This window comes from Streptomyces sp. NPDC058295, from assembly GCF_042880655.1.
In the GTDB taxonomy this organism is placed as follows: domain Bacteria; phylum Actinomycetota; class Actinomycetes; order Streptomycetales; family Streptomycetaceae; genus Streptomyces; species Streptomyces coriariae.
Map to the genome: position 1 here is coordinate 66,318 of NZ_JBHVYO010000037.1, position 20,802 is coordinate 87,119.

Below are 20,802 nucleotides of genomic sequence, written 5' to 3' on the forward strand. Positions count from 1 at the left end.
CCCTATTGTCGTCTACGGCAGGTATCACCCATGAAGGCCTGCATCAGGGACACAGCAGCCGCGGTGACCGCGGTCTCCACCGCGGTCGTCCTGACGGCCTGCGGGGCGGAAACCCGCGACGAACCCGGCCGGGACGGCCGGACCCGCATCGGTCTGCTGCTGCCGGACGTCACCACACCCCGCTGGGAGACCCAGGACAGGCCACTGCTGGAGCGGAAGATCGACGAACTGTGCCCCGACTGCACGGTCGAACACGCCAACGCCAAGGGCGATGTGGCCCTCCAGCAGGAACAGATGGACTCGATGATCACCAAGGGGGTCGATGCCATCGTGCTCGTGCCCGTGGACGCCCGCTCGCTCGGCCCGGCGGTCACCAAGGCCCACGGGGCGGACATCCCCGTCATCTCCTACGACCGGCTCGCCGAGGGCCCCATCACGGGTTACGTCTCCTTCGACGGCAAGGAGGTCGGCAGGCTGCAGGGCCGGGCGCTGCTGCGGGCGATGGGCGACAAGGTGCCCGGCGCCGAGATCGTCATGATGAACGGCGACCCCAGCGACCCGAACACGAAGTCGTTCGAGGAGGGTGCCCTGTCCGTGCTCGACGGAAAGGTGAAGATCGGCAAGGCCTACGACACCCTCCAGTGGCGTACGGAGACCGCGCACATGAACATGTCCGGGGCCATCGCGGCCCTCGGCGTCGGGTCCATCGACGGGGTCTACGCGGCCAACGACGGCCTCGCCGCCGGGAGCATCTCCGCCCTCAAGGCGAACAAGGTCGACCCGCTGCCCCCGGTCACCGGGCAGGACGCCGAGCTCTCGGCCCTGCAGCGCATCGTCGGCGGCGACCAGTACATGACCGTCTTCAAGCCGTTCGCGCCCGAGGCCGCCGCCGGCGGCGCCATGGCGGTCGCCGCGGCCCGCGGGGAGAGTCTCGGGCAGGTGGCCACGGCCGAGGTGCCGACGAGCGGCGGGGAGGCGGTCGCCGCCGTGCTGCTCACCCCGGTGTCGGTGACCGTCGACAACATCGAGGACACGGTGGTGAAGGACGGCCTGCACACCGTCCGGCAGATCTGCACCCCCCAGCTCCGGGCCGCCTGCGACCGGGCCGGACTGACCTGATCCGCATCGAACGGACACCGAGTCGGCAGGACACGCGTCGACCTGACGCCCTCGGGAAGGAGATGGTTTCCGTGCCGGAGATTCGCTCCGGGCGTTCCACCGCCGTCCTCGGGGGCGACGCGCCCGGGGCCGTCACCGGCGCCGTACCGGGCCCGCCCGCACCGGCGGCCGTGCGGGAGGCAAGGTGGTGACCCGCATGCGGGCCGTCGCCCGTGCCGTGCGGAGCGGGCCGGCGGTCGTCCGGCGCAAGCTGAGCGCCGGTGAGCTGGGCTCGCTGCCCGTCGTCCTGGTCCTCGCCGTCGTCTGGATCACCTTCCAGTCCCTCAACGAGAACTTCCTCTCGCCCCGCAACCTGTCCAATCTCAGCGTGGACATCGTGGGCACCGGGATGATCGCGGTCGGCATCGTCTTCGTGCTGCTGCTCGGTGAACTCGATCTGTCCGTCGGCTCGATCAGCGGGCTCGCGGCGGCCGTCTTCGCCGTGCTGAACGTGAACAACGGGGTGCCGGAGTGGCTCGCGCTCCTCGTCGCGGTGCTGGCGGGCACCGTGGCGGGAACCGTCCAGGGCTACTCCATCGCCAGAACCCGGGTGCCGGCCTTCGTGATCACTCTCGCCGGGCTGCTCACCTGGAACGGCCTGATGCTCTCCGTCCTCGGGGACAACGGCACCGTCAACCTCGACGAGAACGGGCTGGTCGCCAAGCTGACCAGCTACTACTTCACCGACGACGCCGTGGCCTACGGCCTGGCGGCGGTCGCCGCGGGCTCGGTCTTCCTCGTCTCCGACCGCGACCGGCGGCGCCGCAAGGCCATCGGTATGCCGCACCGGTCGGCGCGGGCCATCGCGTTGCGCACCACAGCGGTCGCCGTGGTCGCCTTCGGCGTCGCGTACCTGCTCAACCGGTTCCAGGGGCTGCCGCTCGCCCTGCTGATCTTCCTCGTGGTGGTGGCCGGTCTCGACGTGCTGCTCCGCCGCACCCACTACGGACGGCAGGTCTACGCGCTCGGCGGCAGCGTCGAGGCGGCCCGCCGCGCCAGCCTCAGCGTGACGTGGGTGCAGACCGCGGTGCTCGCGGCCTCGGGCACGATGGCCGCCGTCGGCGGCCTGTTCCTGGCCTCGCGCATCACCTCGGTGAGCCAGAGCTCGGGGTCGGGCGTGCTGCTGGTCAACGCCATCGCGGCGGCCGTCATCGGCGGCACCAGTCTGTTCGGCGGGCGCGGTACGACCTGGTCGGCGGTGCTCGGCATGCTGGTCATCCAGTCGATCGCCTCCGGCATGGCGATCACGGACACTCCCCCGGCCGTGCAGTTCGTCATCACGGGCGGGGTGCTCTTCGCCGCGGTGATCATCGACTCCTTGTCGCGGCATTCCCAGGCCACCCGCGGACGGGCCTGAGAGGAAATTCGTGGAACGGTCCCGGTGACCGTTCCACGAGCGGAGGTCACGGGTTTGCTCGTCCTCGACGAAGGCGGAGATCAGGCCGTGCGGTGCGTTGTCGCCGAACATCAGCTCGTGGAGCCTGGTGCCGTCGGCCGCGGCCTCGGCGCCGCGGGGGAACATGGCCCGCTCGTACTCGGTGAGCGCGGCCTCGACGTCGTCGGGGTGGGCGGCGAGGGCCTTGCCGAGTTCGGCGCCGTCGTACATGGCCAGGTTGGCGCCCTCGCCGTTCGGGACCGAGAGGTGGGCGGCGTCACCGAGCAGGGTCACCCCCGGCACCCGCTCCCACCGGTGGCCGGTCGGCAGCGCGTAGAGGGGGCGCAGGACGGGAGCGGCGTCGGCCTCGGTGATCAGCGCGGTGAGCTCCGGCGCCCAGCCGTCGAACTCCCGCGCGATCCGCGCGCCGGCTTCGGCGGCATCGGTGAAGTCGACGGCGTCGAACCAGTCCCGCGGCCGGGTGAGCGCCACGTAGGCGTGCAGGGTGTCGCCCTTCTCCCGGTGGGCCTGGATCGCCTTGCCCGGGGCGAGCGCGAGCAGCGACCCGCCGCCGACCGCCTTCGCGGCGGCCGGGTGCCGGGTGTCGCCGTCGAACAGGTAGGTCTCGACGTACGACATGCCGGTGTACTCCGGTACGGCGGCGGAGAGCAGCGGCCGGACCCGTGACCACGCGCCGTCCGCGCCCACGAGCAGGCTCGTGGTGACGGTGGTGCCGTCGGCGAAGGTCACCTCGTGGCGGCCGTCGCCGAGGGCACGGGTGACGCTGACCTTCCGGCCCCACCGGACGGTGCCGGCCGGGAGCGAGTCGAGCAGCATCCGCCGCAGCTCGCCGCGCTGCACCTCGGGGCGTCCGCCGGTGCCGTCGTCGGGCTCGTCGAACAGGACGGTCCCGTCCCGGTCGAGGATCCGCATCGCCTGGCGGCCCTCCAGGACGAGGCCGCGGAACTCGTCGAGCAAGCCCGCCGCCCGAAGCGCCGGCTGTCCGTTGTCCTCGTGGATGTCGAGCATCCCGCCCTGGGCGCGGGCCGCCGGTGAGGCCTCCGCCTCGTGGACCGTGGCCGTTATGCCGTGGACGTGCAGGACCCGGGCGAGCGTCAGTCCGCCGAGGCCGGCGCCGATGATCGTGACGTCAGTGGTCATGGTGATTCCTTGCGTGTCGTACGCCTGCCGGACGGGCGCCCGGCTCTCCTCGAAAGGTTCCGGACCGGGCCGACAGGCCGCCGACATCGGACCGACAGCCCCGACATCCGACCGACACCGCGGTCCCGCCGCCCGCTCGCGCCGGGTCGCCCGGCCCGGTCCGTGCGGGCCCGGTCTCGCGGGCGCCGCCGGTGGCGATGAGTTCCGGGCCGGGCGCGGGTCTCTTCCGGTGACCGTCGCGGGACGTCACAGGACGCCGCCCGGCACGAGACACCACGGAGGACACATGACGACCACGCCGCACGACCCGACCACCGCGCTGCCCGGCCGGCCGGCCGTCGTCGACCTGGCCACCTGGCAGACCGCCCGCGACGAGCTCCTGGTCCGCGAGAAGGCGTACACCCGTGCGGGCGACGCCCTCGCCGCGGACCGCCGCCGGCTGCCGATGGTGGAGTTCGACGGGACGGTCGAGGTCGTCGGACCCGACGGCCCGGTCCCGTTCCTGGACCTGTTCCAGGGCCGCGACGAGCTCATGGTCTACCAGCACATGTGGTACGACGACGCGCCGCACCAAGGGCAGTGCGAGGGCTGCACCACCACGGCCTGGCATCTGCGGGACGCCGTCTACCTCAACGCCCGCGGCGTCTCGTTCGCCGTCCTGACCACGGGCCGCTGGGACGAGGTGGCCCCCTACGTCGCGTTCATGGGTTACACCCAGCCCTGGTACTCGGTGCGCGACGTGGAGGCGCCGGTCGGCGGCGACATGGGTCACCTCACCTGCTTCCTGCGCGACGGCGACCGCGCGTTCCTCACCTACTCCACGACGGGCCGTGGCAACGAGCCGGTCAACGGATCCCTCGCCCTGCTCGACAGGACGCCCTACGGCCGCGGCGAGGCGTGGGAGGACAACCCCGAGGGCCGGCCCGAGGGGGGCAACGCGTGCTGGTCCTGGCGCACGGACGCGGACGGGAACGCCACCTGGGGCCCGACCAGCCGCCCCGTACCGCAGTGGACCCGCCCCGGCGCCGCCCCCGTGCAGACCCTCGGCCGGCACGGCCCCCACCACTGAGGCGCCGCGACTCGCCCCGGGCGGGACCGGGCCGGGCCGGGCGGGACCGGGCCGGGCCGCCGGCCGGGGGCCCGGCCGTAATCCGCTTGACCCGCCCATGGGTCGACGCTGCACTGTGGCGGGACACCACACGTCGTGGTGCCGTCATCCCGGAAGGCAGCGGCAGCGATGGAGATCCGTCCCACGACCGACCAGGACCTCGGCGTCTTCGTCGACACGCTCCATGCCGCGTTCGGGCGCTTCCCGGAAACCCCGGCCGAGGACGGCGGCGGGGTCTGGTGGTCGGCGCTCGAGATGGACCGCGGCCTGCTCGCCGTGACGGCGGACGGGCGGCCCGTCGGCACCGCCGGCGCGTACTCCTTCGAGCTCACCCTGCCCGGTGAGACCCTCGCCCCGGCCGGCGGGGTGACCGCCGTCGGCGTCCTGCCCTCGCACCGGCGCCGGGGTGTGCTCGGCGCGATGATGCGGCATCAGCTCACCGAACTGCGGGCCCGGGGAGAGTTCCTCTCCGTGCTGCTGGCCTCCGAGGCCCTGATCTACCGCAGGTTCGGCTACGGACCGGCGACCTACACCCGGCGGCTGACGGTGCCGCGCCACAGGGCAGCCCTCGCCCTCCCCCGGGCACGCGCAACGGCCGACGCCGCGGCGACCGGATCGGACACCGGCACGGGCACCGGCTCGGACACCGGCACGATCGAACTGCTGCGGGGTGCCGAGTGCGGCGAGATCCTGGAAGAGGTCTACGACCGGTACCGCCGCACGCAGCCCGGCGCGCTGTCCCGGCCGCACCGCTGGTGGGCCCGGCGCGCGGGGCAGCCGCCGATCTCCCCGGCGCCGCGCCACGTCGCCGTCCACCGGGACGCCGACGGCGTGCCGGACGGGTACGCCGCCTACTCGATCGGCGAGGGCGACACCCTGACGGTGGACGAGACGATCGCCGGTGACGACGCCGTCTTCACGGCCCTGGCCCGGTTCGTGCTGGGACACGACCTGGTCACCCGGATCGTGTTCAAGCACTTCCCGCCCGAGCACCCGCTGCGCTGGCAGTTCGCGGACTTCCGGGCCGGCGAGGTGAGCGACGACACCGACTGGCTGTGGGTGCGGCTGCTGGACGTCCCGCGTGCCCTGACCGCGCGCGGCTGGTTCACGGACGGCGAGCTCGTCCTCGACGTCGACGACCCGTTCCTCGGCGAGCACGGCCGCTACCTGCTGACCGTGCGGGACGGCAAGGCCGACTGCGTGCCGACGGACCGGGAGCCCGATCTGTCCCTGGACGTGAGCGACCTGGGTTCGGTCTACCTCGGCGGTACCGCCCCGAGCACGCTCGTGCGTGCGGGACACATCCGGGCCCACCGTCCGGGCGCGGCCGGCCTCGCCGACGCCCTCTTCCGCGCCGAGCGCTCCCCGCACTGCCTGCACTGGTTCTGACCGCGCGCCGGCCGAACCCGAGCGACCTCTTAGATGAAACTTGCACCACTTTTGAACGCAGTGCCGCCGACGCGTCGTAGTGAGGGGTACCCGGCGCGTCACGCGCGAGGCGCTCCAGAGGCGATAGGTCGATCGTGCCGAAGAACTCACCCGCGGCTGAGGGACGAAGAAAGCCCCTCACCCGCAACTGGCCCGTGGCCAGACGGCTTCGGGCCGTGCTGCTGATCCCCGTGCTCGTCGCCCTCGTGCTCGGCGGCGTTCGGGTGAAACGCTCGGTCGACACCTGGCAGGACGCGGACGACGCGGTCCGCGTGGCGGAACTGATCCAGGCGGCGAACAAGTACGCGAGCGACGCGATCAACGAGCGCGATCTGTCGGTCATCCCCCTGCTGACGGACGCCGGGACCTCCGACACGGTCGTACAGGCCCGGAAGATCACCGACGCGGACGCGCGGGTGTTCGACGCGGCGGTCGACCGGATGCCGAAGACCGGCGGCCTCGTCCGGCGCGTACAGCTGGTCCGTGCCGGTGAGACGCAACTCGCCGCCGTGCGGGCCAACGCGTTCACCTCCCGGATGTCCGGAGTGCAGACCGAGGAGAGCTACCACACCGTCCAGCACCCCTTGATGGAGATCTCGAACGAGCTGGGCTTCGGCAGCAGCAGCCAGGCCAGCATCGGCCGGACGCTCTACGCCGTGTCCCTGACGCAGGCGGCCGAGTCCCTGATCCGGTCCATCGGGACCCACCTGCTGGTGGAGGACCGCGACCGGCTCGCCCCCGGCGAACTGGCGTCCCAGCTCGCCTCGTTCCGCTCGTACGCCTACCTCGAACAGGTCGGGCTCCAGGAGTACGTGGGCGCCGGCACCACCGAGGACGTGACGAGGCTCCAGCAGGCGCTCGCCGCCGCCCAGGAACGGGGCAGACAGCAGACCGCCGCCGCGGCCGCCCAGGCCGCGGCGGCGGGGCGGACGTTCGTCACCCCGCCCGGCATCGACGTGATGATCGCCGAGATCGGCGACGGGAAGCCGGCCGCGGAACTGGCCGCGCGGGGCATCACACCCGAGTCGTTCTTCGCCGCGTCCACGCTGGGTTTCGACGCCTACCGGGGCATCCAGGTGAACCTCACCGACGCCGCGCTCACGAGCGCCCACGACATCGCCGACGACGCGCGCCGGGACGCCGTCACCAACGCGGCGCTCGTGCTCGCCTCGCTGCTGGTGGCCTTTCTGCTCGCTTCCTGGGTGGCCCGCACGATGAGCACCGGGATGCGCCGTCTCAGCGCCTCCGCGATCGAGATCGCCGGGCAACGGCTGCCCGCTCTCGTCGACCAGATGTCCCGGCCCGACTCCGGCGAGGTGGACACCCGGGTCGTCCCGATCCCGATCCACACCACCGACGAGATCGGCGAGGTGGCCCGGGCCTTCGATCTCGTCCATCGCGAGGCCGTCCGGCTCGCCGCCGAACAGGCCCTGCTGCGGGGCAACATCAACGCGATCTTCACCAACCTCTCGCACCGGGGCCAGTCCCTGATCGAACGTCAACTGGCTCTCATCACCAGCCTGGAGGACAACGAGACCGACCCGGAGCAGCTGGAGAACCTGTTCCGGCTGGACCATCTCGCCACCCGGGTCCGCCGCAACGGCGAGAACCTCCTGGTGCTCGGCGGGGAGCGGCCCGCCGAGCAGTGGGACCGTCCGCTGCCGCTGGTCGACGTCGTCCGCGCGGCCTGCTCGGAGGTGGAGCAGTACGAGCGCATCCGGCTCTCCGGGCTGCCGGAGGCCCAGATCGACGGCCGGGTCGTGCCCGACCTCGTGCATCTGCTCGCCGAACTGCTGGAGAACGCCACGGTGTTCTCCTCCCCGCACTCCGAGGTGCGGGTGACCGCCGTGCGGCTCCCCGACGGCCGGATCACGGTCGAGATCCACGACGAGGGCATCGGGCTGGCGGCGGACGACTTCGCGGTGATCAACCGCAAGCTGGCCGACCCGCCGACCGTCGACGTCGGCATCTCCCAGCAGATGGGGCTGTTCGTGGTCGGCCGGCTCGCCGAACGGCACGGCATCCGCGTCCAGTTGCGGCCCTCCGGCGAGGAGTCCGGCACGACGTCCCTCGTCATGCTGCCCGACACGGTCACCCAGCCCCTGCCGGGCGCCCTGCCCGACTCCGACACCCTGACGCTGGCCCTGCTCAGGAACGTGCCGCAGCCCGAGTACGCGGGTGCCGCGCTCTCTCCCGGCGGCCAGGACTCCGGTGACGCCTTCACGGACTACGAGGCGTGGCAGGACGAGCCGGCCGGGACGCTGCCCGCCGACGCCCCGGCGACCGACAAGCCGCCGGCCGCCACCGACCGCCCACAACGACTTTCCCGGCGCGCCCCCCGGATCCGCCGCCGCCCACGCACCGACTGACACCCGGGTCCGGCCCCGGACAGGACCAAGTCGGCCGACAGGTGGTGCGGTTACGGCGCGGGCCCGCGCGGGGGTTTCACGCGGTGGAGATGCGGCGGGGCCGGGGCTGAGGCGTAACGGGCGTCCGGCGGTGAACACGAAGCACGGAATCGGTCCCCGGCCGGCCTACGCAGTTCGGTCCTGCGCGCCGGTGGCCGATGGTCCGTCGGGCCAACCGTCGGCGGCGAGTTGCCGGAGGCGGGCCATGACGGTCCGGGTCGCCGGGGTGATCCAGCGGCTGCGGTGCCACATCATCTGGACGGGGACGGCGGGGAAGTCCTGGGCGGCGCACAGCCGGCCGGAGGTCAGGTCGGCTCGGACGCTGACCACGGGCAGCAGGGCCAGGCCGAGGCCGGCCTCGACACAGGCGCGAGCCGCCTCGATGCTGCCGAAGCGGGTCACACGCGGGGACCCTCCCGGCAGGGCCGCCAGTTCCCGGGCGAACGCGTCGCTGTAGGAGCAGCCTTCCTCGAGCAGGAAGACCGTGTGTCCGGCCAGCTGACGCAGCGGCGCCTCGGCGTGTGCGAGCGGGTGGCCGGGAGCGGCCACCAGCACCAGGGGCTCGCTTCCGATGGCTTCCGACTCCAGGTGCGGCACCTCGACGCGTGGTTCCAGGAGCAGAGCGAAATCCGTACGTCCCGCCGCCAGTTGGTCCGCTGCTTCGGCGGGGGTCGTCACCGCGCGCATATGGATGTCGACGCCGGGCAGGCTGCGGTTCAGCCCCGCCACCGCGAGCGGGAGGCGGTAGGCGCACAGGGACTCACTGGCGCCGATGGTGACGCTGCCCTCGACGGGGGCGGTGCCGTGCGCCTCGTGGCGCAGCCGGTCCTCGGCGTCCAGCACGTGTCGCGCCTGTTCGAGGAGGCGGGCGCCCGTCTCGGTGAGCACGGTCCCCGAGGGCAGGCGGTCGAAGAGCCGGACGCGCAGATCCCGCTCCAGGGCGCGGATCTGCACGGTGACGGTCGACTGGGCGAGGTGCAGTTCCGCGGCGGCGGCGGTGAAGCTGCCGGTGCGGGCCAGGGTGGCGAAGGTCCGCAGCACGCGTGTGTCCACGGCGAGACGCCCTCCCGTCCTGTCCATAGAAGAAACCGATGGCTTGCTTCGAGTGTAATCATTGGACGGCATAGCCTCTGGCCAAGGATGCTGGGGGCATGGAAATTCTGCGGTACAGCGCCTTCACCGACCGGCCCGACGGAGGCAATCCGGCAGGTGTCGTCCTCGACGCCCGGGGCCTCGACGACACGGACATGCTCCGTATCGCCGCGGAGGTGGGCTTCTCGGAGACGGCGTTCGTCTTCGCCGCACAGGACCCCGGCCACACCCACGAGGTCCGCTACTTCAGCCCGCGCGCCGAGGTCGACTTCTGCGGTCACGCGACGGTCGCCACCGCCGTCGCCCTCGCCGAGCGCTCCGCCCCCGGCACCCTGGTGTTCCGGACCAACGCCGGGCGGATCGACGTGGCGACGGCAGCGGAGGGGCCGGCCCTGCGGGCGACGCTCACCAGTGTCCCCACGTCCTCGCAGCCGGTCGCTCTCCCCCACCTGGAGTCCGCGCTGAAGGCGCTCCGCTGGTCCGATGCCGACCTGGATCCCGCCTTCCCCGCCCATGTGGCCTTCGCCGGCAACCACCACCTGATGCTGGCGGCGGCGTCCCGGCAACGGCTGGCCGACCTCGACTACGACTTCGAGGCGCTGCACGCACTCTCCCGCGCCCAGGACTGGACCACCGTCCACCTCTTCCACCGGGACACCGACACCCTTTTTCACGCACGCGATCCGTTCCCGCTGGGCGGAGTCGTCGAGGACCCGGCGACCGGCGCCGCGGCGGCGGCCTTCGGCGGCTATCTCCGGGTGATCGGACGGGCGCCCCACAACTCCCCGGTCACCGTGCTCCAGGGCGACGACATGGGCCGCCCGAGCCGGCTCACCGTCACCACCGCCGCGTCGGACCCGCGGGTGAGCGTGAGCGGCCAGGCCGTCCCGATGCCCTGATCACGCGACGGCACCCGCCGACGGCGGCCGTCGGCGGCGCACTATGGCGGGTGCGGCACTGTCGCGGCGCTGTCGTGTCGTTCACCATGAAACCGAACGGTCCTACGTGCTCGCCGTGTTGCGCCGGGAGGCATCCGTGCGACGACTGCCCCTTCTCACGGCCGTATCGGCCGCCCTCGCCCTTCTGGTGTCCCTCCTCCTCGGCGCCGTCCCCGCCACCGCGGGCCCCCAGGCGGTCGCCGTCCGCGGCGGCGACGTGCTGTACGGCGGCAACGGGACCGTATGCCTGGTGGGCTTCAACGCCCGGGGCGGCAGCACGTACTACGCCCTCCTCGCCGGGCGGTGCGCCACGGGCGAGACCACCTGGTACGCGGACGCCGCACGGACGGTTCAGGTCGGCGTCACAGCGGTGGTCTCCTTTCCCGGCGACGACTACGGACTCGTCCGGTACACCACGACGGCCGTGTCCTACCCCGGTGAGGTGTCGCTGGGCGGCGGCTCCGTCCGGGACATCACCGGCGCGGCCGCTCCGCGCATCGGCCAGTCCGTCTGCCACGTGGGCCGGGCCGCCGGAGTGCGGTGCGGCACGGTGAACGCGCTGAACGTGACGGTCAACTACGGCGGCGGCACGGTCAGCGGCCTCTTCCGTTCCACCGTCTGCCCCGAGCCGGGCGACCAGGGCGGGCCCGCGTTCTCGGGCACCACCGCTCTGGGACTGGTCGTCGGCGGCAGCGGCGGCTGTGCCGCCGGGGGCACCACCTACTACCAGCCGGTCGTCCGGATCCTCTCGGCATACGGGCTGTCCCTCTACTGAGCCGCCCGGCTGTCCGGCGCCCGGCTGTCCGGCCCCGGCAACCGTGGGCAGGTGGCGTGGCCGCTCGTAAGGAGGGTGACCACCCGGTACCACAGGGGCTACGGCGCTGGGACCGCCGAACGACGAGCACTCGCCCGGAGTCCGACGGGCCTCGAACTCACTCGTCGCAAAACGTCTCCAGTCATCAGCTATCCGGATCAGTTGCTCTCCTGTGGCCGTCCAGCAGGTCGACGGCCCGCAGAGCGGATTGTCGGCCAATACCTCCCGAGGGCGCGGCGGGCGCGGGAGGCCGCGGTGGGGCGCTCCGGACCGTGCCGGCGGAGTCCCGCGGTGTCGTTCGCGGCCGACCGGTTTCGGCTGCGCAATCGTTGCCCGGGGCCGGGGCGCGTCCCGTGCCGCGGCCCCGGACGCGGCACACACGGACCTGTGCCACGTCGTGAGCGCGATCCGCCGGGCGGGGCGGGAAGTCCGCTCCGCGCCGCCGTCGATATGCGGATGTGAAGCGGAACCTTTCGCGCCGGAGGAGCGCCGTGCCGGCCGCCTTGTCCGCCGCGTGTACACGGGCGCGTGCTCATGGCCAGTCGGTGCTGAGCCATATGTCCCCGCATCGGGCGACGATTCCGCACTGTGCCGCACTTGTCGCTGACGTTTCGTCATGGCTAGGCTCCCGCCCACTTTCACAGTTCACACACTTTCGACACATGGGGGCCGGCCGTCGGCGCGGCCTCCCGGGCGTACGGGGGGTGGAGAACGTCGACACGTCACCGATCCGCCGGCCTCCCGGCCCGGCGCACGAGGAGAGACCCCTCACCGACGAGGAGCCGCCCCGCGCGAAGCGGGCGGGCAGATCGGCTCGCTCGGACCGGGCGGACCGCTCGGACCGGGCGGACCGGGCGGGCCCACGGGGCGGTCGGCCCGCGCGGGCGCCTCGGGACCTCAGGATCCTGTGGTGGGTCAACGCGGCCGACGGGCTCGGCAGCCAGGCCTCCGGACTGGTCCTCCCGCTCCTGCTCCTTCAGCTCGGTCACGGCCCCGGCACCGCCGGGTCGCTGGCCAGCGTCGCCGCGCTCACCGGGGTCGTCCTCGGGCCGCTCGTCGCGGTACCGGCGGACCGGGGACGGCGGCGCCGCCTCATGACGGGCTCGGCGGCGCTCGCGGCCTTGGCCACGGGGGTACTGGCGCTGACCTGTCTGGGCCGGCCCGCGTTATGGGTCGTGGTGTCGCTGGCCCTGGCGGAGCGGCTGTGCGCCGTGGCCTACGAGGCCGCGTCCCGCGGAGCCCTCGTCCGTCTGGCGACCGTCGACGAGCTGCCCCGGGCGGCGGCCGGGATGCAGCTGGGCGACCAGGCCGCACTCGTCATGGGTCCGGTGCTCGGCGGGGCCCTCTTCCAACTCGCCCGGCCGCTGCCCTTCCTGGCCGACGCTCTCTCCTACGCGGCGGCCGCGCTGGGCGTCCGGGCCATCCGCACCCCCCTCGACACCCCCGCCCCGACAACGCCGTCCGGCTCCGGCTCGCGTCGGCGAGAGACGTGGCCCGAGCGGTTCGCCGCCGCGAGAGCCGGCGTGGTCACGGTGGCCGGGTCCCCGGTGCTGCGACTCGTGCTGGTCTGGACGTCGACAGCCGGGGGCGCGCTGACGCTGCTGTTCTACACGGCGCTGTTCCGGCTGGGCGCCGACGCGCGGAGCACGGCGGCCGGTGTGGTCCTCGCCGCGTCCGGAGCGGCCGGCCTGCTGGGCTCGCTGGTCGCGGCCCCCGCCGTACGACGGCTCGGTGCCGCCCGCCTGATGACCGTGTGCGCCTGGCTGCTGCCCCTGCCGTGCGGCTCACTGGTGTGGGCGGACGGCGCGGTCGGCTGGGGCGTGGCCTTCGCCGGGTTGTCCCTGCTGGTGCCGCTGACCACCGTGGTCCTGGCCGGCGCCGCCGTAGCGTGCACACCGGTGGAGCTCCAGTCACGCACCGCGAGTGTGCTCGGCTCGGTGTCCGCGCTGGCCGCGGCCGGTGCGCCGGCGCTCGCCGCCGCCCTGGTCACCGTCTGGAGCACCCGTACGCCCGCGCTGCTGGTCACCGCGCTGTTCGCGGCACTGGCCGGGTACACACAGCTGCGGGCCCCCGCCGTACTGCGCGCGGCCGCCACGGCCGCCTCCGGGACGGGAGACGGCCGTGGGTGACGACTTCAGAGTCTTCCTCGGTGCCCTGCCGGAGGTGTGCCCGCGTGACCCGCGGCGCATGGTGCTGACAGCCGACGCCGACGGCCGTTGCGAGGTGTTCACCTGGGACGCCGCCACCGGACGCACACGGCAGGTCACGGACCGGCCCCATGGCACGGTGCACTGCGCCATCGACGCCGACGCGTACGTGTGGTGGTTCGACGAGGATGCCGAGGGCCGCGGGCACTGGTGGTTCCAGCCGTTCGACGGAGGCTGCCGGGTGCCCGGTCTGCCCGGCGCCCCGGGCGCGCTGCCGCGTGGTCTGGCGGTGACGGCCGACGGGACGGTCGCCGCGGCGCTCGCATCCCGGCACGGCGGCACGAGGGTGTTCGTCGGACGGCGTGGCCGGGCACCGCGCGAGATCCTCGACGTCGCCGGGGAGGGCCGGCTGGGCGGTATGACGCCGGAGGGCGACCTGGTGGCTCTCGCCACGGTGTCCGACGGCGACGCGACCGTCGTCGTCGTCACCTCGGCGGGCCGGGTCGTCGCCCGGCTGCCCGGGACGGGCGGCCCCGCCGGCAGGTTCTGGTGCCGGGGCTTCTCGCCGCGGCCCGGCCGGTCCGAACTGCTGCTGGTGCACGAGCTGGAGCACGGCTACCGCCTGGCCACGTGGACGCCACGCCGCGGGCTGGTCACGCACTCCTGGTGCCGTTTCGACACGGAGATCACCGCCCGCTGGTACCCGGACACCGACGAGGTGCTGGTGCGTCAGGAGCGCCACGGACGCTCGCTGCTGCACCGGGTGTCCCTGCGCGACCGGACCCGCCGTGTCCTCCCCACTCCCGCCGGAAGCCTGCTCGACGCCGCTCCGCGGCCGGGCGGCGGGCTGCACTATCTGTGGACGGACACCGCCCACCCGCCCGTCCCGCGCGCCACCGACGGGGTCGCCCTGCCGACGCCCGGTCCGCTGCCCCGGGTACCCGGGCGGCACACCGAGGTGTGGACCCGGACGCCCGACGGCCCGGTCCACACGCTGCTCAGCCTGCCGCACCCCGACGACAGCCGGCCCGGCGGTGCGGATGCCGGTGCCTGTGCCGGTGGCGGTGCCGGTGGCGCCGAGGTACCGCCGCCGGCCGTGTTCCTGGTGCACGGCGGGCCCGCCGACCACGACCGGGACGCCTACGACGCCACGGTGCACTCGCTGGTGGCCTCCGGCTATGCCGTGGCGCGCGTCAACTACCGCGGGTCGACCGGCTACGGTCCCCGCTGGCGGCGGGCCTTCGGAACAGGTGTCGGCCATCCCCAGGTGGACGACCTGGCCGCCGTGCGAGCCGATCTCGTCCGGCGCGGGCTGGTCGACGACCGGGCGACGGCCCTGTGGGGGGTGTCCTGGGGGGCGTATCTGGTGCTGCTCGCCCTCGGTACCCGCCCGGGGCTGTGGCAGGCCGGTGTCGCGGTGAAGCCCGTCGCCGACTGGGTGACCGCCCACCGGCTGACCACTCCCGCGCTGCGCGCCCTGGACGTCCGCTGGTTCGGCGGCACCCCGGAGCAGGTGCCGCGGCGTTACGCCCACAGCTCGCCGCTCACCTTCGCGGCGCGGGTGAGGGCGCCGCTGCTCGTGGTCGGCGCCGACAAGGACGTCAAGTGCCCGCCCGAGCAGATCCGCAGCTACCTCGGCGCGTTGACCGCGGCGGGCGTGGCCCATGAGCAGATGTGGCTCGACACCGGCCACGACGGTTACGACGGCGCGGCACACGTCGCGGTCCTGCGCCGCTCACTGACCTTCCTGCGTGCGCGGCTGCCCGCACCGGCGCCCCCTCGCGTCCCCCGGCACGTCCGGGAGGACCCCGGCCCCGCTGACTGACACAGCGGGACCGGGTCGTGCACAGCACCACCCGCCCGAAGAACACGCCATGAACCCGAGAAGGAGGACGACTGTGCAGAAGGACATCATCCACAACGACCCGCTGGCGGGCGACGAGGAGAACCGGAAGCCGGGCATCGGCATCACCATCACCATCCCGTTCCGCAACGCCGCCGAGAGCGACGACGAGGAGTGAGCCACGGCCCGGCCGGCCCGTTCCGACCAGGGCCGGCCGGGCTCCCTCCCGCACCTCCCGCACTTCCCGCACTTCCCGCGCCTCTCGTCCCGCAGGCCGCCCGTGCGCAAGGAGCCCATCGTGCGCGTTCTTCTCGTCAACATGCCCTGGTCCCCGATAGACCTGCCCTCACTGGCGCTCGGCATCCTGAAACGCAGCGTCGACGACCACGTCCAGGACGCCACGTGCGAGGTGCTGCACGCCAATCTGGAGTTCACCGACTGGATCACCGGCCGCTCCGAGTTCACGGCCGAGGACTACGAGTACTACGCCCTGTCCTCCTACTTCCTCGGCTGCGGCGACTGGGTGTTCTCCTCGGCGCTCTACGACGACCCGGCGTGGCGGGATGCGGAGTTCGTCGATGCGATGACGTCGAAGCTGCGCCGGTCCCGGATGCGCATGACCCGCGAACTGCACCGCCTCGTACCGGAGTTCGTCGACGAGGTGGCCCGCCGGGTGGTGGCTCTCGATCCCGACGTGGTCGGGTTCACCTCCACCTTCCAGCAGAACACCGCCGCGCTGGCGGCGGCCCGGCACATCAAGCGGCTCGCCCCGCACGTCGTGACCGTGATGGGCGGGGCCAACTGCGATGCCGAGCAGGGCGCGGCCGTCCACCGCAACTTCCCCTTCGTGGACTACGTGGTCCGCGGTGAGGGCGAGGACGCCTTCCCCCGGCTGCTGACCGCGCTGCGCGACGGCGACCCGTCCGCCGCGGCGGCGATCCCGGGGCTGTGCCACCGCACCCCGCGCTCCCGGCACACCGCCAACCCCATGCCGACCGGGCCGTTGCCGCCCAGTGCGATCCTGCCCCCCGACTACAGCGGCTACTTCGAACGCCTCGCCGCGTCCGTGGCACGCAATTGGGTGGAGCCGAAACTGGTCGTCGAGGGCGCGCGCGGCTGCTGGTGGGGCGAGAAGCACCACTGCACCTTCTGCGGCCTGAACGGCTCCTTCATGGAGTTCCGCAGCAAGAGCCCCGACGTCTTCTACCAGGAGATCATGGACCTGGCGGAGCGCCACCGGGTACTCGACATGTACGTGGTCGACAACATCCTGGACATGCGCTACCTGTCCACCGTCCTGCCCCGCATCATCGACAGCGGCTACGACCTGCGCATGCACATCGAGATCAAGGCCAACATGCGGCGCCCGCAGCTGAAGGTGCTGGCGGACGCCGGGCTCATCTACGTCCAGCCGGGCATCGAGAGCCTCAACAGCCGCGTCCTCGACCTCATGGACAAGGGTGTCAGCGGCTGCCAGAACGTCCGCATGCTGCGCGACGCGGCGGAGACCGGACTGTCGGTGTCGTGGAACTACCTGCACGGCTTCCCCGGAGAGACCGCCGACGACTACGAACCCGTCATCCGCCAACTCCCCGCCCTGGAACACCTCAACCCACCGGTCGACCTGTCCGCCCGTATCGCCATCGAGCGTTTCAGCCCCTACTTCAAGCGTCCCGAGCTGGGCTTCACCGGGCTGCGGCCCGAGGAGCACTACCTGTTCACCTACGACCTGCCCGAGGCGGAACTGCACGACCTGGCCTATGTCTTCCAGGCACCCGAACGCGGTATCACCGAACCGACCGTCGGCCTCCTCAACGACGGCATCGCCGCGTGGAAGAAGCACCACGCCGACGCCCGCCTCACCCACACCGATCTGGGTGACCGGATCGTGCTGGTCAGCAGGCGGCCGTCCTTCGCCTGGCGGACCATGCAGCTCACCGATCCGTTCGAGACCGCGGTCTTCCGGCTCCTGGACCAGCCGCACACCGTGGTGGCGCTGCACCGCAAGCTGACGTCGGCCGCCGCCTCCGCCGGGGACGCGCCGTGCACGGCGCAGGATGTCGAGGCCCTCCTGAAGGAGTGGGTCGCGCACGGGGTGGTGTTCACCGACGCGGGTCAGTACGTGCACCTCGCCCCCGCCGCCGTGAACCAGGACCTGCTGCGTCTGGACTACATGCGGCACGCCCACACCCGCGGCGAGGCCAGGGCGGCGAACGGGGCAGGGACCGAGCCCGCGCCCGTCCCGTCCTGAGCGCCGGTCTCCGCACCTCCCCGGCCGCCCCGACCCTCCGAACCGGACGAAGGACCGCATATGACAGCCACCGCATCGGACCTCGCGATACGTGCCTGGCGCGACCTCGACCCGCAGGCCCGCCACCTGCCGGGCATGTCGCTGGGTTCCCTCCCGGTGACCACGCGGGGCCACGAGGTCGACCGCCTCTGGGACCTGGGCGTGCGCCACGCCGAACTCGACGCGCCCGTCGACCTGTCCACCGACGATCCCGCGGTCCATCGCCGGACCGTCGACCGGCTGTGCCTCGTCCGCGATCTCACCGCACGCGCCGTCTCCGTCGACTGGGACCTCCGGCTGTCGCCGCGGGAGTCCGCCCACCAGTGGAAGGTGCTGTCCCACCTCCAACCGCCCCGCACCGTCACGGGCCTCGATGACGCCGACGAGGTGCTGCACGCCTGGCGGACCCGCCACTACCTGTGCAAGCTGGTCTGGCGTCAGGGGCCGGGCTTCGTCCAGATCCGGGACCGCCGCTGGGGGGACCTGCGCCGCTTCACCGCCGTCGAGCCCCGGTACCGGGAGGCCATCGCGCTTCTCGGTCCCGGCGCGCACCACGCCGACGTACCCGCCGACGTGCTGGAGGAGTTCACGGCCGAGCACTTGCTCCTGCGCGTGGGCGAGCTGGCGTGGTGGCTGCCCTACCGGGTCTCCCGCTGGCTCCAGGAGGCCATGGCCGTGTGAGCCCCCGGGCCGACTCGGCCTGGAGGGACACGCCGCCGGATGGCCCATCTCGGCTTTTTCGGCCTTTCCAGCCATAACGTGCACAATATGAAGAAATGCCATATCGCGTATCTGGCCTGTACGGCGGCGCTGATCGGGACGGGGCTCGGTGCCGCTCCCCCGGTCGCCGCCCACACGCTCCATGTGGTCCACCCGGGGGAATCGATCCAGAAGGCGGTGGACGCCGCCCAGCCGGGCGACACCGTTCTGCTGACCCACGGCACCTATCACGAGAGCGTCGACGTGAGCACGCCCGGGCTCACCCTGCGCGGCGTGGGCCGCGGCACGGTGCTCGAGCCGGCGACGGCCGCGAGCACCGGCACCACCGCGCCCAGCACCGGATCCGGTACCGAATCGGGCGCCGCGAAGGACTCGAAGGGAAGCAAGGGAAGCAAGGGGACGAAGGCCGCGACCAGCTGTGCCGCGAGCGGCAACGGCATCTGTGTCGTGGGCACGAAGAACCACAACGTCGACGACGTCACCATCGCCTCCCTGACGGTGACCGGCTTCGCCAAGACCGGTCTCTACGCCACCGAGGCCGACGGGCTGACCGTGCGGCACGTCACCGCCGTCAAGAACGGCGTGTGGGGCATCGCCACCGAGCACTCGGTGCATGGCCTGTTCCGCCACAACACCGCCCGGGACAACGGCGACGCGGGCCTGTTCCTCGCCAACACGGTCAAGGAGGAGCTGGGCGCCACGGACACCGAGGGAACCGTGGTCGAGCGCAACCGGCTGGAGGGCAACCGGATCGGCGTCACCGTCCGCCGGCTGCGCAACCTGACCGTCGCGGGCAACCAGATCACGGGCAACTGCGCGGGCGTGTTCGTCGTCGGCGACGAGAACAAGCCGAAGGCCGGCTTCGTGACGGTGCGCGACAACCGCATCGAGCGCAACAACAAGTCGTGCCCGAAGACCGCCCGGCTGGACGCCCTCCAGGGCACCGGCGTCGTCCTCACCGGCGCCGAGGACAGCCTGGTCACCCACAACGTGATCAAGGACAACGTCGGCAAGTCCCCGCTGTCCGGCGGCATCGTCCTGTTCAAGAGTTTCGTGGGCACGACCAGCGACCGGAACCGGATCAGCGACAACCTGCTGCGCGGCAACTCCCCGGACCTCGTCAACACGGACACCGGCAAGGGCAACATCTTCGAGGGCAACTCCTGCCGCTCGTCGAAGCCCGCCGGCCTGTGCTGAACCCCGTGCACCCCACGAACTCCAAGAAGGAAGGCGGCACATGACGACCACTCAGTCTGCCCCTCCGCCGTCGATGCGGCTGCGGGAACTCGCGTTCGGGGCGGCATGTGCCGCCGCCGTGCGCGCGGCCGCCCGGCTGGGCGTCGCCGACGCCCTCGGCGACAGCCCCATGGCCGTGGAGGACCTCGCGGCCGCGGTGAAGACCGAACCCCGCCCGCTGCGACGGCTGCTGCGGGCCCTGTCCTGCTACGGCGTCTTCGCCGAGGGGCCGGACGGGACCTTCGCGCACACCGATGTCTCCCGGCTGCTGCGCGAGGACGACCCCAACAGCCTGCGCGCCATCACGCTGTGGTGCACCGAGCCGTGGACCTGGGACGCCTGGCCGATGCTGGACGAGGCGGTGCGCACCGGCCACAACGTGGTGGAGGACCTGTACGGCAAGGAGTTCTTCCCCTACCTCAACGAGGACGCCCCGGAGTCGGCCGACGTCTTCAACCGCGCCATGACGACCTCCAGCGTGCAGTCGGCGCGGGACGTCGCGGAGTTCCTCGACCTGACGGGGAGCTCGTCGGTCGCCGACCTCGGCGGCGGCCAGGGGCACGTGGTGGCGAGCCTGCTCGACAAGTACCCGTCGATGCACGGGGCGCTGCTCGACCTCCCCCGGGTGGTGGAGAACGCGGTGCCGCGCCTGCTCGCGGGCGGCGACCTCGCCGACCGCGCCCGGGTCGTACCCGGCGACGTCCGTACGGCCGTTCCGGTGAAGGCCGACGTCTACGTCATCAAGAACATCCTGGAGTGGGACGACGAGAGCACGGCCCGGCTGCTGCGCAACGTCCGTGAGGCGGGCGGCCCCGGGACCCGTGTCGTGGTCATCGAGAACCTCGTCGACGACTCGCCCTCGATGCGGTTCAGCACCGCCATGGACCTGCTGCTGCTGCTGAACGTCGGCGGGGCGAAGCACACCACCCAGAGCATGGTGGACCGGCTGACCGCGGCGGGCCTCGTCATCGACGACATCAGCCCGGTCAACCCCTACCTGCACGCGTTCGACTGCCACGTCGGCTGATCGGCACACACGGACGCACAGAGACCACCGGTCGCCGGGCCCGCAGCGTCGCGGGCC

Annotated in this window: 15 protein-coding genes and 1 pseudogene; 14 read left to right on the plus strand and 2 right to left on the minus strand. The window is 72.7% G+C overall.

Features of this window, described 5'->3' with window-relative positions; genetic code table 11:
- The first annotated feature begins 30 nt into the window (after nt 1–30).
- A complete protein-coding gene (locus ACFVYS_RS32075) occupies nt 31–1,119 on the plus strand; it encodes a substrate-binding domain-containing protein (protein WP_389507751.1) in 1,089 nt (362 codons plus the stop codon).
- A 196-nt stretch (nt 1,120–1,315) separates the two neighbouring features.
- Nucleotides 1,316–2,515: a sugar ABC transporter permease gene (locus ACFVYS_RS32080; protein WP_389507780.1), complete on the plus strand. Its 1,200-nt coding sequence runs from the start codon at nt 1,316–1,318 to the stop codon at nt 2,513–2,515.
- Between the two features lie 54 nt (nt 2,516–2,569).
- Here the strand turns inward: ACFVYS_RS32080 and ACFVYS_RS32085 are convergent.
- Nucleotides 2,570–3,694 (minus strand): annotated as a pseudogene (locus tag ACFVYS_RS32085) (FAD-dependent oxidoreductase); the annotation flags it as partial.
- A 286-nt stretch (nt 3,695–3,980) separates the two neighbouring features.
- On the opposite strand from ACFVYS_RS32085, the gene ACFVYS_RS32090 reads away from it, so the two are divergent.
- The 3 genes from ACFVYS_RS32090 to ACFVYS_RS32100 all read left to right on the plus strand — a co-directional run bounded on the left by ACFVYS_RS32090 (nt 3,981) and on the right by ACFVYS_RS32100 (nt 8,599).
- Nucleotides 3,981–4,763: a DUF899 family protein gene (locus ACFVYS_RS32090; RefSeq protein WP_389507753.1), complete on the plus strand. Its 783-nt coding sequence runs from the start codon at nt 3,981–3,983 to the stop codon at nt 4,761–4,763.
- 168 nt (nt 4,764–4,931) lie between these two features.
- The gene (locus ACFVYS_RS32095; protein ID WP_389507754.1) at nt 4,932–6,191 is read left to right on the plus strand and encodes a GNAT family N-acetyltransferase; all 1,260 of its coding nucleotides are present in this window, start codon (nt 4,932–4,934) and stop codon (nt 6,189–6,191) included.
- A 194-nt stretch (nt 6,192–6,385) separates the two neighbouring features.
- Nucleotides 6,386–8,599 (plus strand): nitrate- and nitrite sensing domain-containing protein, encoded by a 2,214-nt coding sequence (locus ACFVYS_RS32100; RefSeq protein ID WP_389507756.1) that lies wholly within the window; start codon nt 6,386–6,388, stop codon nt 8,597–8,599.
- A 165-nt stretch (nt 8,600–8,764) separates the two neighbouring features.
- Here the strand turns inward: ACFVYS_RS32100 and ACFVYS_RS32105 are convergent, their stop codons facing one another.
- Nucleotides 8,765–9,691: a LysR family transcriptional regulator gene (locus ACFVYS_RS32105; protein WP_389507758.1), complete on the minus strand. Its 927-nt coding sequence runs from the start codon at nt 9,689–9,691 to the stop codon at nt 8,765–8,767.
- 98 nt (nt 9,692–9,789) lie between these two features.
- Between ACFVYS_RS32105 and ACFVYS_RS32110 the strand changes: the two genes are divergently transcribed.
- The 9 genes from ACFVYS_RS32110 to ACFVYS_RS32150 all read left to right on the plus strand — a co-directional run bounded on the left by ACFVYS_RS32110 (nt 9,790) and on the right by ACFVYS_RS32150 (nt 20,745).
- Nucleotides 9,790–10,629, plus strand: coding sequence for a PhzF family phenazine biosynthesis protein (locus tag ACFVYS_RS32110; protein ID WP_389507760.1), 840 nt, complete (start codon nt 9,790–9,792; stop codon nt 10,627–10,629).
- 136 nt (nt 10,630–10,765) lie between these two features.
- Nucleotides 10,766–11,443, plus strand: a complete 678-nt coding sequence (locus ACFVYS_RS32115) for a S1 family peptidase (protein WP_389507761.1) — start codon at nt 10,766–10,768, stop codon at nt 11,441–11,443.
- 701 nt (nt 11,444–12,144) lie between these two features.
- The gene (locus ACFVYS_RS32120) at nt 12,145–13,611 is read left to right on the plus strand and encodes an MFS transporter (protein ID WP_389507763.1); all 1,467 of its coding nucleotides are present in this window, start codon (nt 12,145–12,147) and stop codon (nt 13,609–13,611) included.
- Nucleotides 13,604–15,454: an alpha/beta fold hydrolase gene (locus ACFVYS_RS32125; protein ID WP_389507764.1), complete on the plus strand. Its 1,851-nt coding sequence runs from the start codon at nt 13,604–13,606 to the stop codon at nt 15,452–15,454. Before ACFVYS_RS32120 ends, ACFVYS_RS32125 begins: the two co-directional genes overlap by 8 nt.
- 73 nt (nt 15,455–15,527) lie before the next feature.
- Complete coding sequence (locus tag ACFVYS_RS32130; protein ID WP_266720057.1) at nt 15,528–15,650, plus strand: hypothetical protein; 123 nt, start codon at nt 15,528–15,530, stop codon at nt 15,648–15,650.
- A gap of 120 nt (nt 15,651–15,770) precedes the next feature.
- Nucleotides 15,771–17,723 carry a RiPP maturation radical SAM C-methyltransferase gene (locus ACFVYS_RS32135; RefSeq protein ID WP_389507766.1) on the plus strand — a complete coding sequence of 651 codons (1,953 nt, stop codon included), beginning with the start codon at nt 15,771–15,773 and terminating at the stop codon, nt 17,721–17,723.
- Between the two features lie 60 nt (nt 17,724–17,783).
- Complete coding sequence (locus tag ACFVYS_RS32140; RefSeq protein WP_389507768.1) at nt 17,784–18,443, plus strand: DUF5825 family protein; 660 nt, start codon at nt 17,784–17,786, stop codon at nt 18,441–18,443.
- Between the two features lie 87 nt (nt 18,444–18,530).
- On the plus strand, nt 18,531–19,679 hold the full coding sequence (locus tag ACFVYS_RS32145) for a nitrous oxide reductase family maturation protein NosD (RefSeq protein WP_389507770.1): 1,149 nt from the start codon (nt 18,531–18,533) through the stop codon (nt 19,677–19,679).
- A 40-nt stretch (nt 19,680–19,719) separates the two neighbouring features.
- Nucleotides 19,720–20,745, plus strand: coding sequence for a methyltransferase (locus ACFVYS_RS32150; protein ID WP_389507772.1), 1,026 nt, complete (start codon nt 19,720–19,722; stop codon nt 20,743–20,745).
- The last annotated feature ends 57 nt before the right edge of the window (nt 20,746–20,802 follow it).

Bases quoted from the DNA above. Each gene is read 5' to 3' on its own strand.
- ACFVYS_RS32110 (WP_389507760.1), top strand. From the start codon at position 9,790: ATGGAAATTCTGCGGTACAGCGCCTTCACCGACCGGCCCGACGGAGGC.
- ACFVYS_RS32145 (WP_389507770.1), top strand. From the start codon at position 18,531: ATGAAGAAATGCCATATCGCGTATCTGGCCTGTACGGCGGCGCTGATC.
- ACFVYS_RS32080 (WP_389507780.1), top strand. From the start codon at position 1,316: ATGCGGGCCGTCGCCCGTGCCGTGCGGAGCGGGCCGGCGGTCGTCCGG.
- ACFVYS_RS32150 (WP_389507772.1), top strand. From the start codon at position 19,720: ATGACGACCACTCAGTCTGCCCCTCCGCCGTCGATGCGGCTGCGGGAA.
- ACFVYS_RS32140 (WP_389507768.1), top strand. From the start codon at position 17,784: ATGACAGCCACCGCATCGGACCTCGCGATACGTGCCTGGCGCGACCTC.
- ACFVYS_RS32095 (WP_389507754.1), top strand. From the start codon at position 4,932: ATGGAGATCCGTCCCACGACCGACCAGGACCTCGGCGTCTTCGTCGAC.
- ACFVYS_RS32075 (WP_389507751.1), top strand. From the start codon at position 31: ATGAAGGCCTGCATCAGGGACACAGCAGCCGCGGTGACCGCGGTCTCC.
- ACFVYS_RS32090 (WP_389507753.1), top strand. From the start codon at position 3,981: ATGACGACCACGCCGCACGACCCGACCACCGCGCTGCCCGGCCGGCCG.
- ACFVYS_RS32120 (WP_389507763.1), top strand. From the start codon at position 12,145: ATGGGGGCCGGCCGTCGGCGCGGCCTCCCGGGCGTACGGGGGGTGGAG.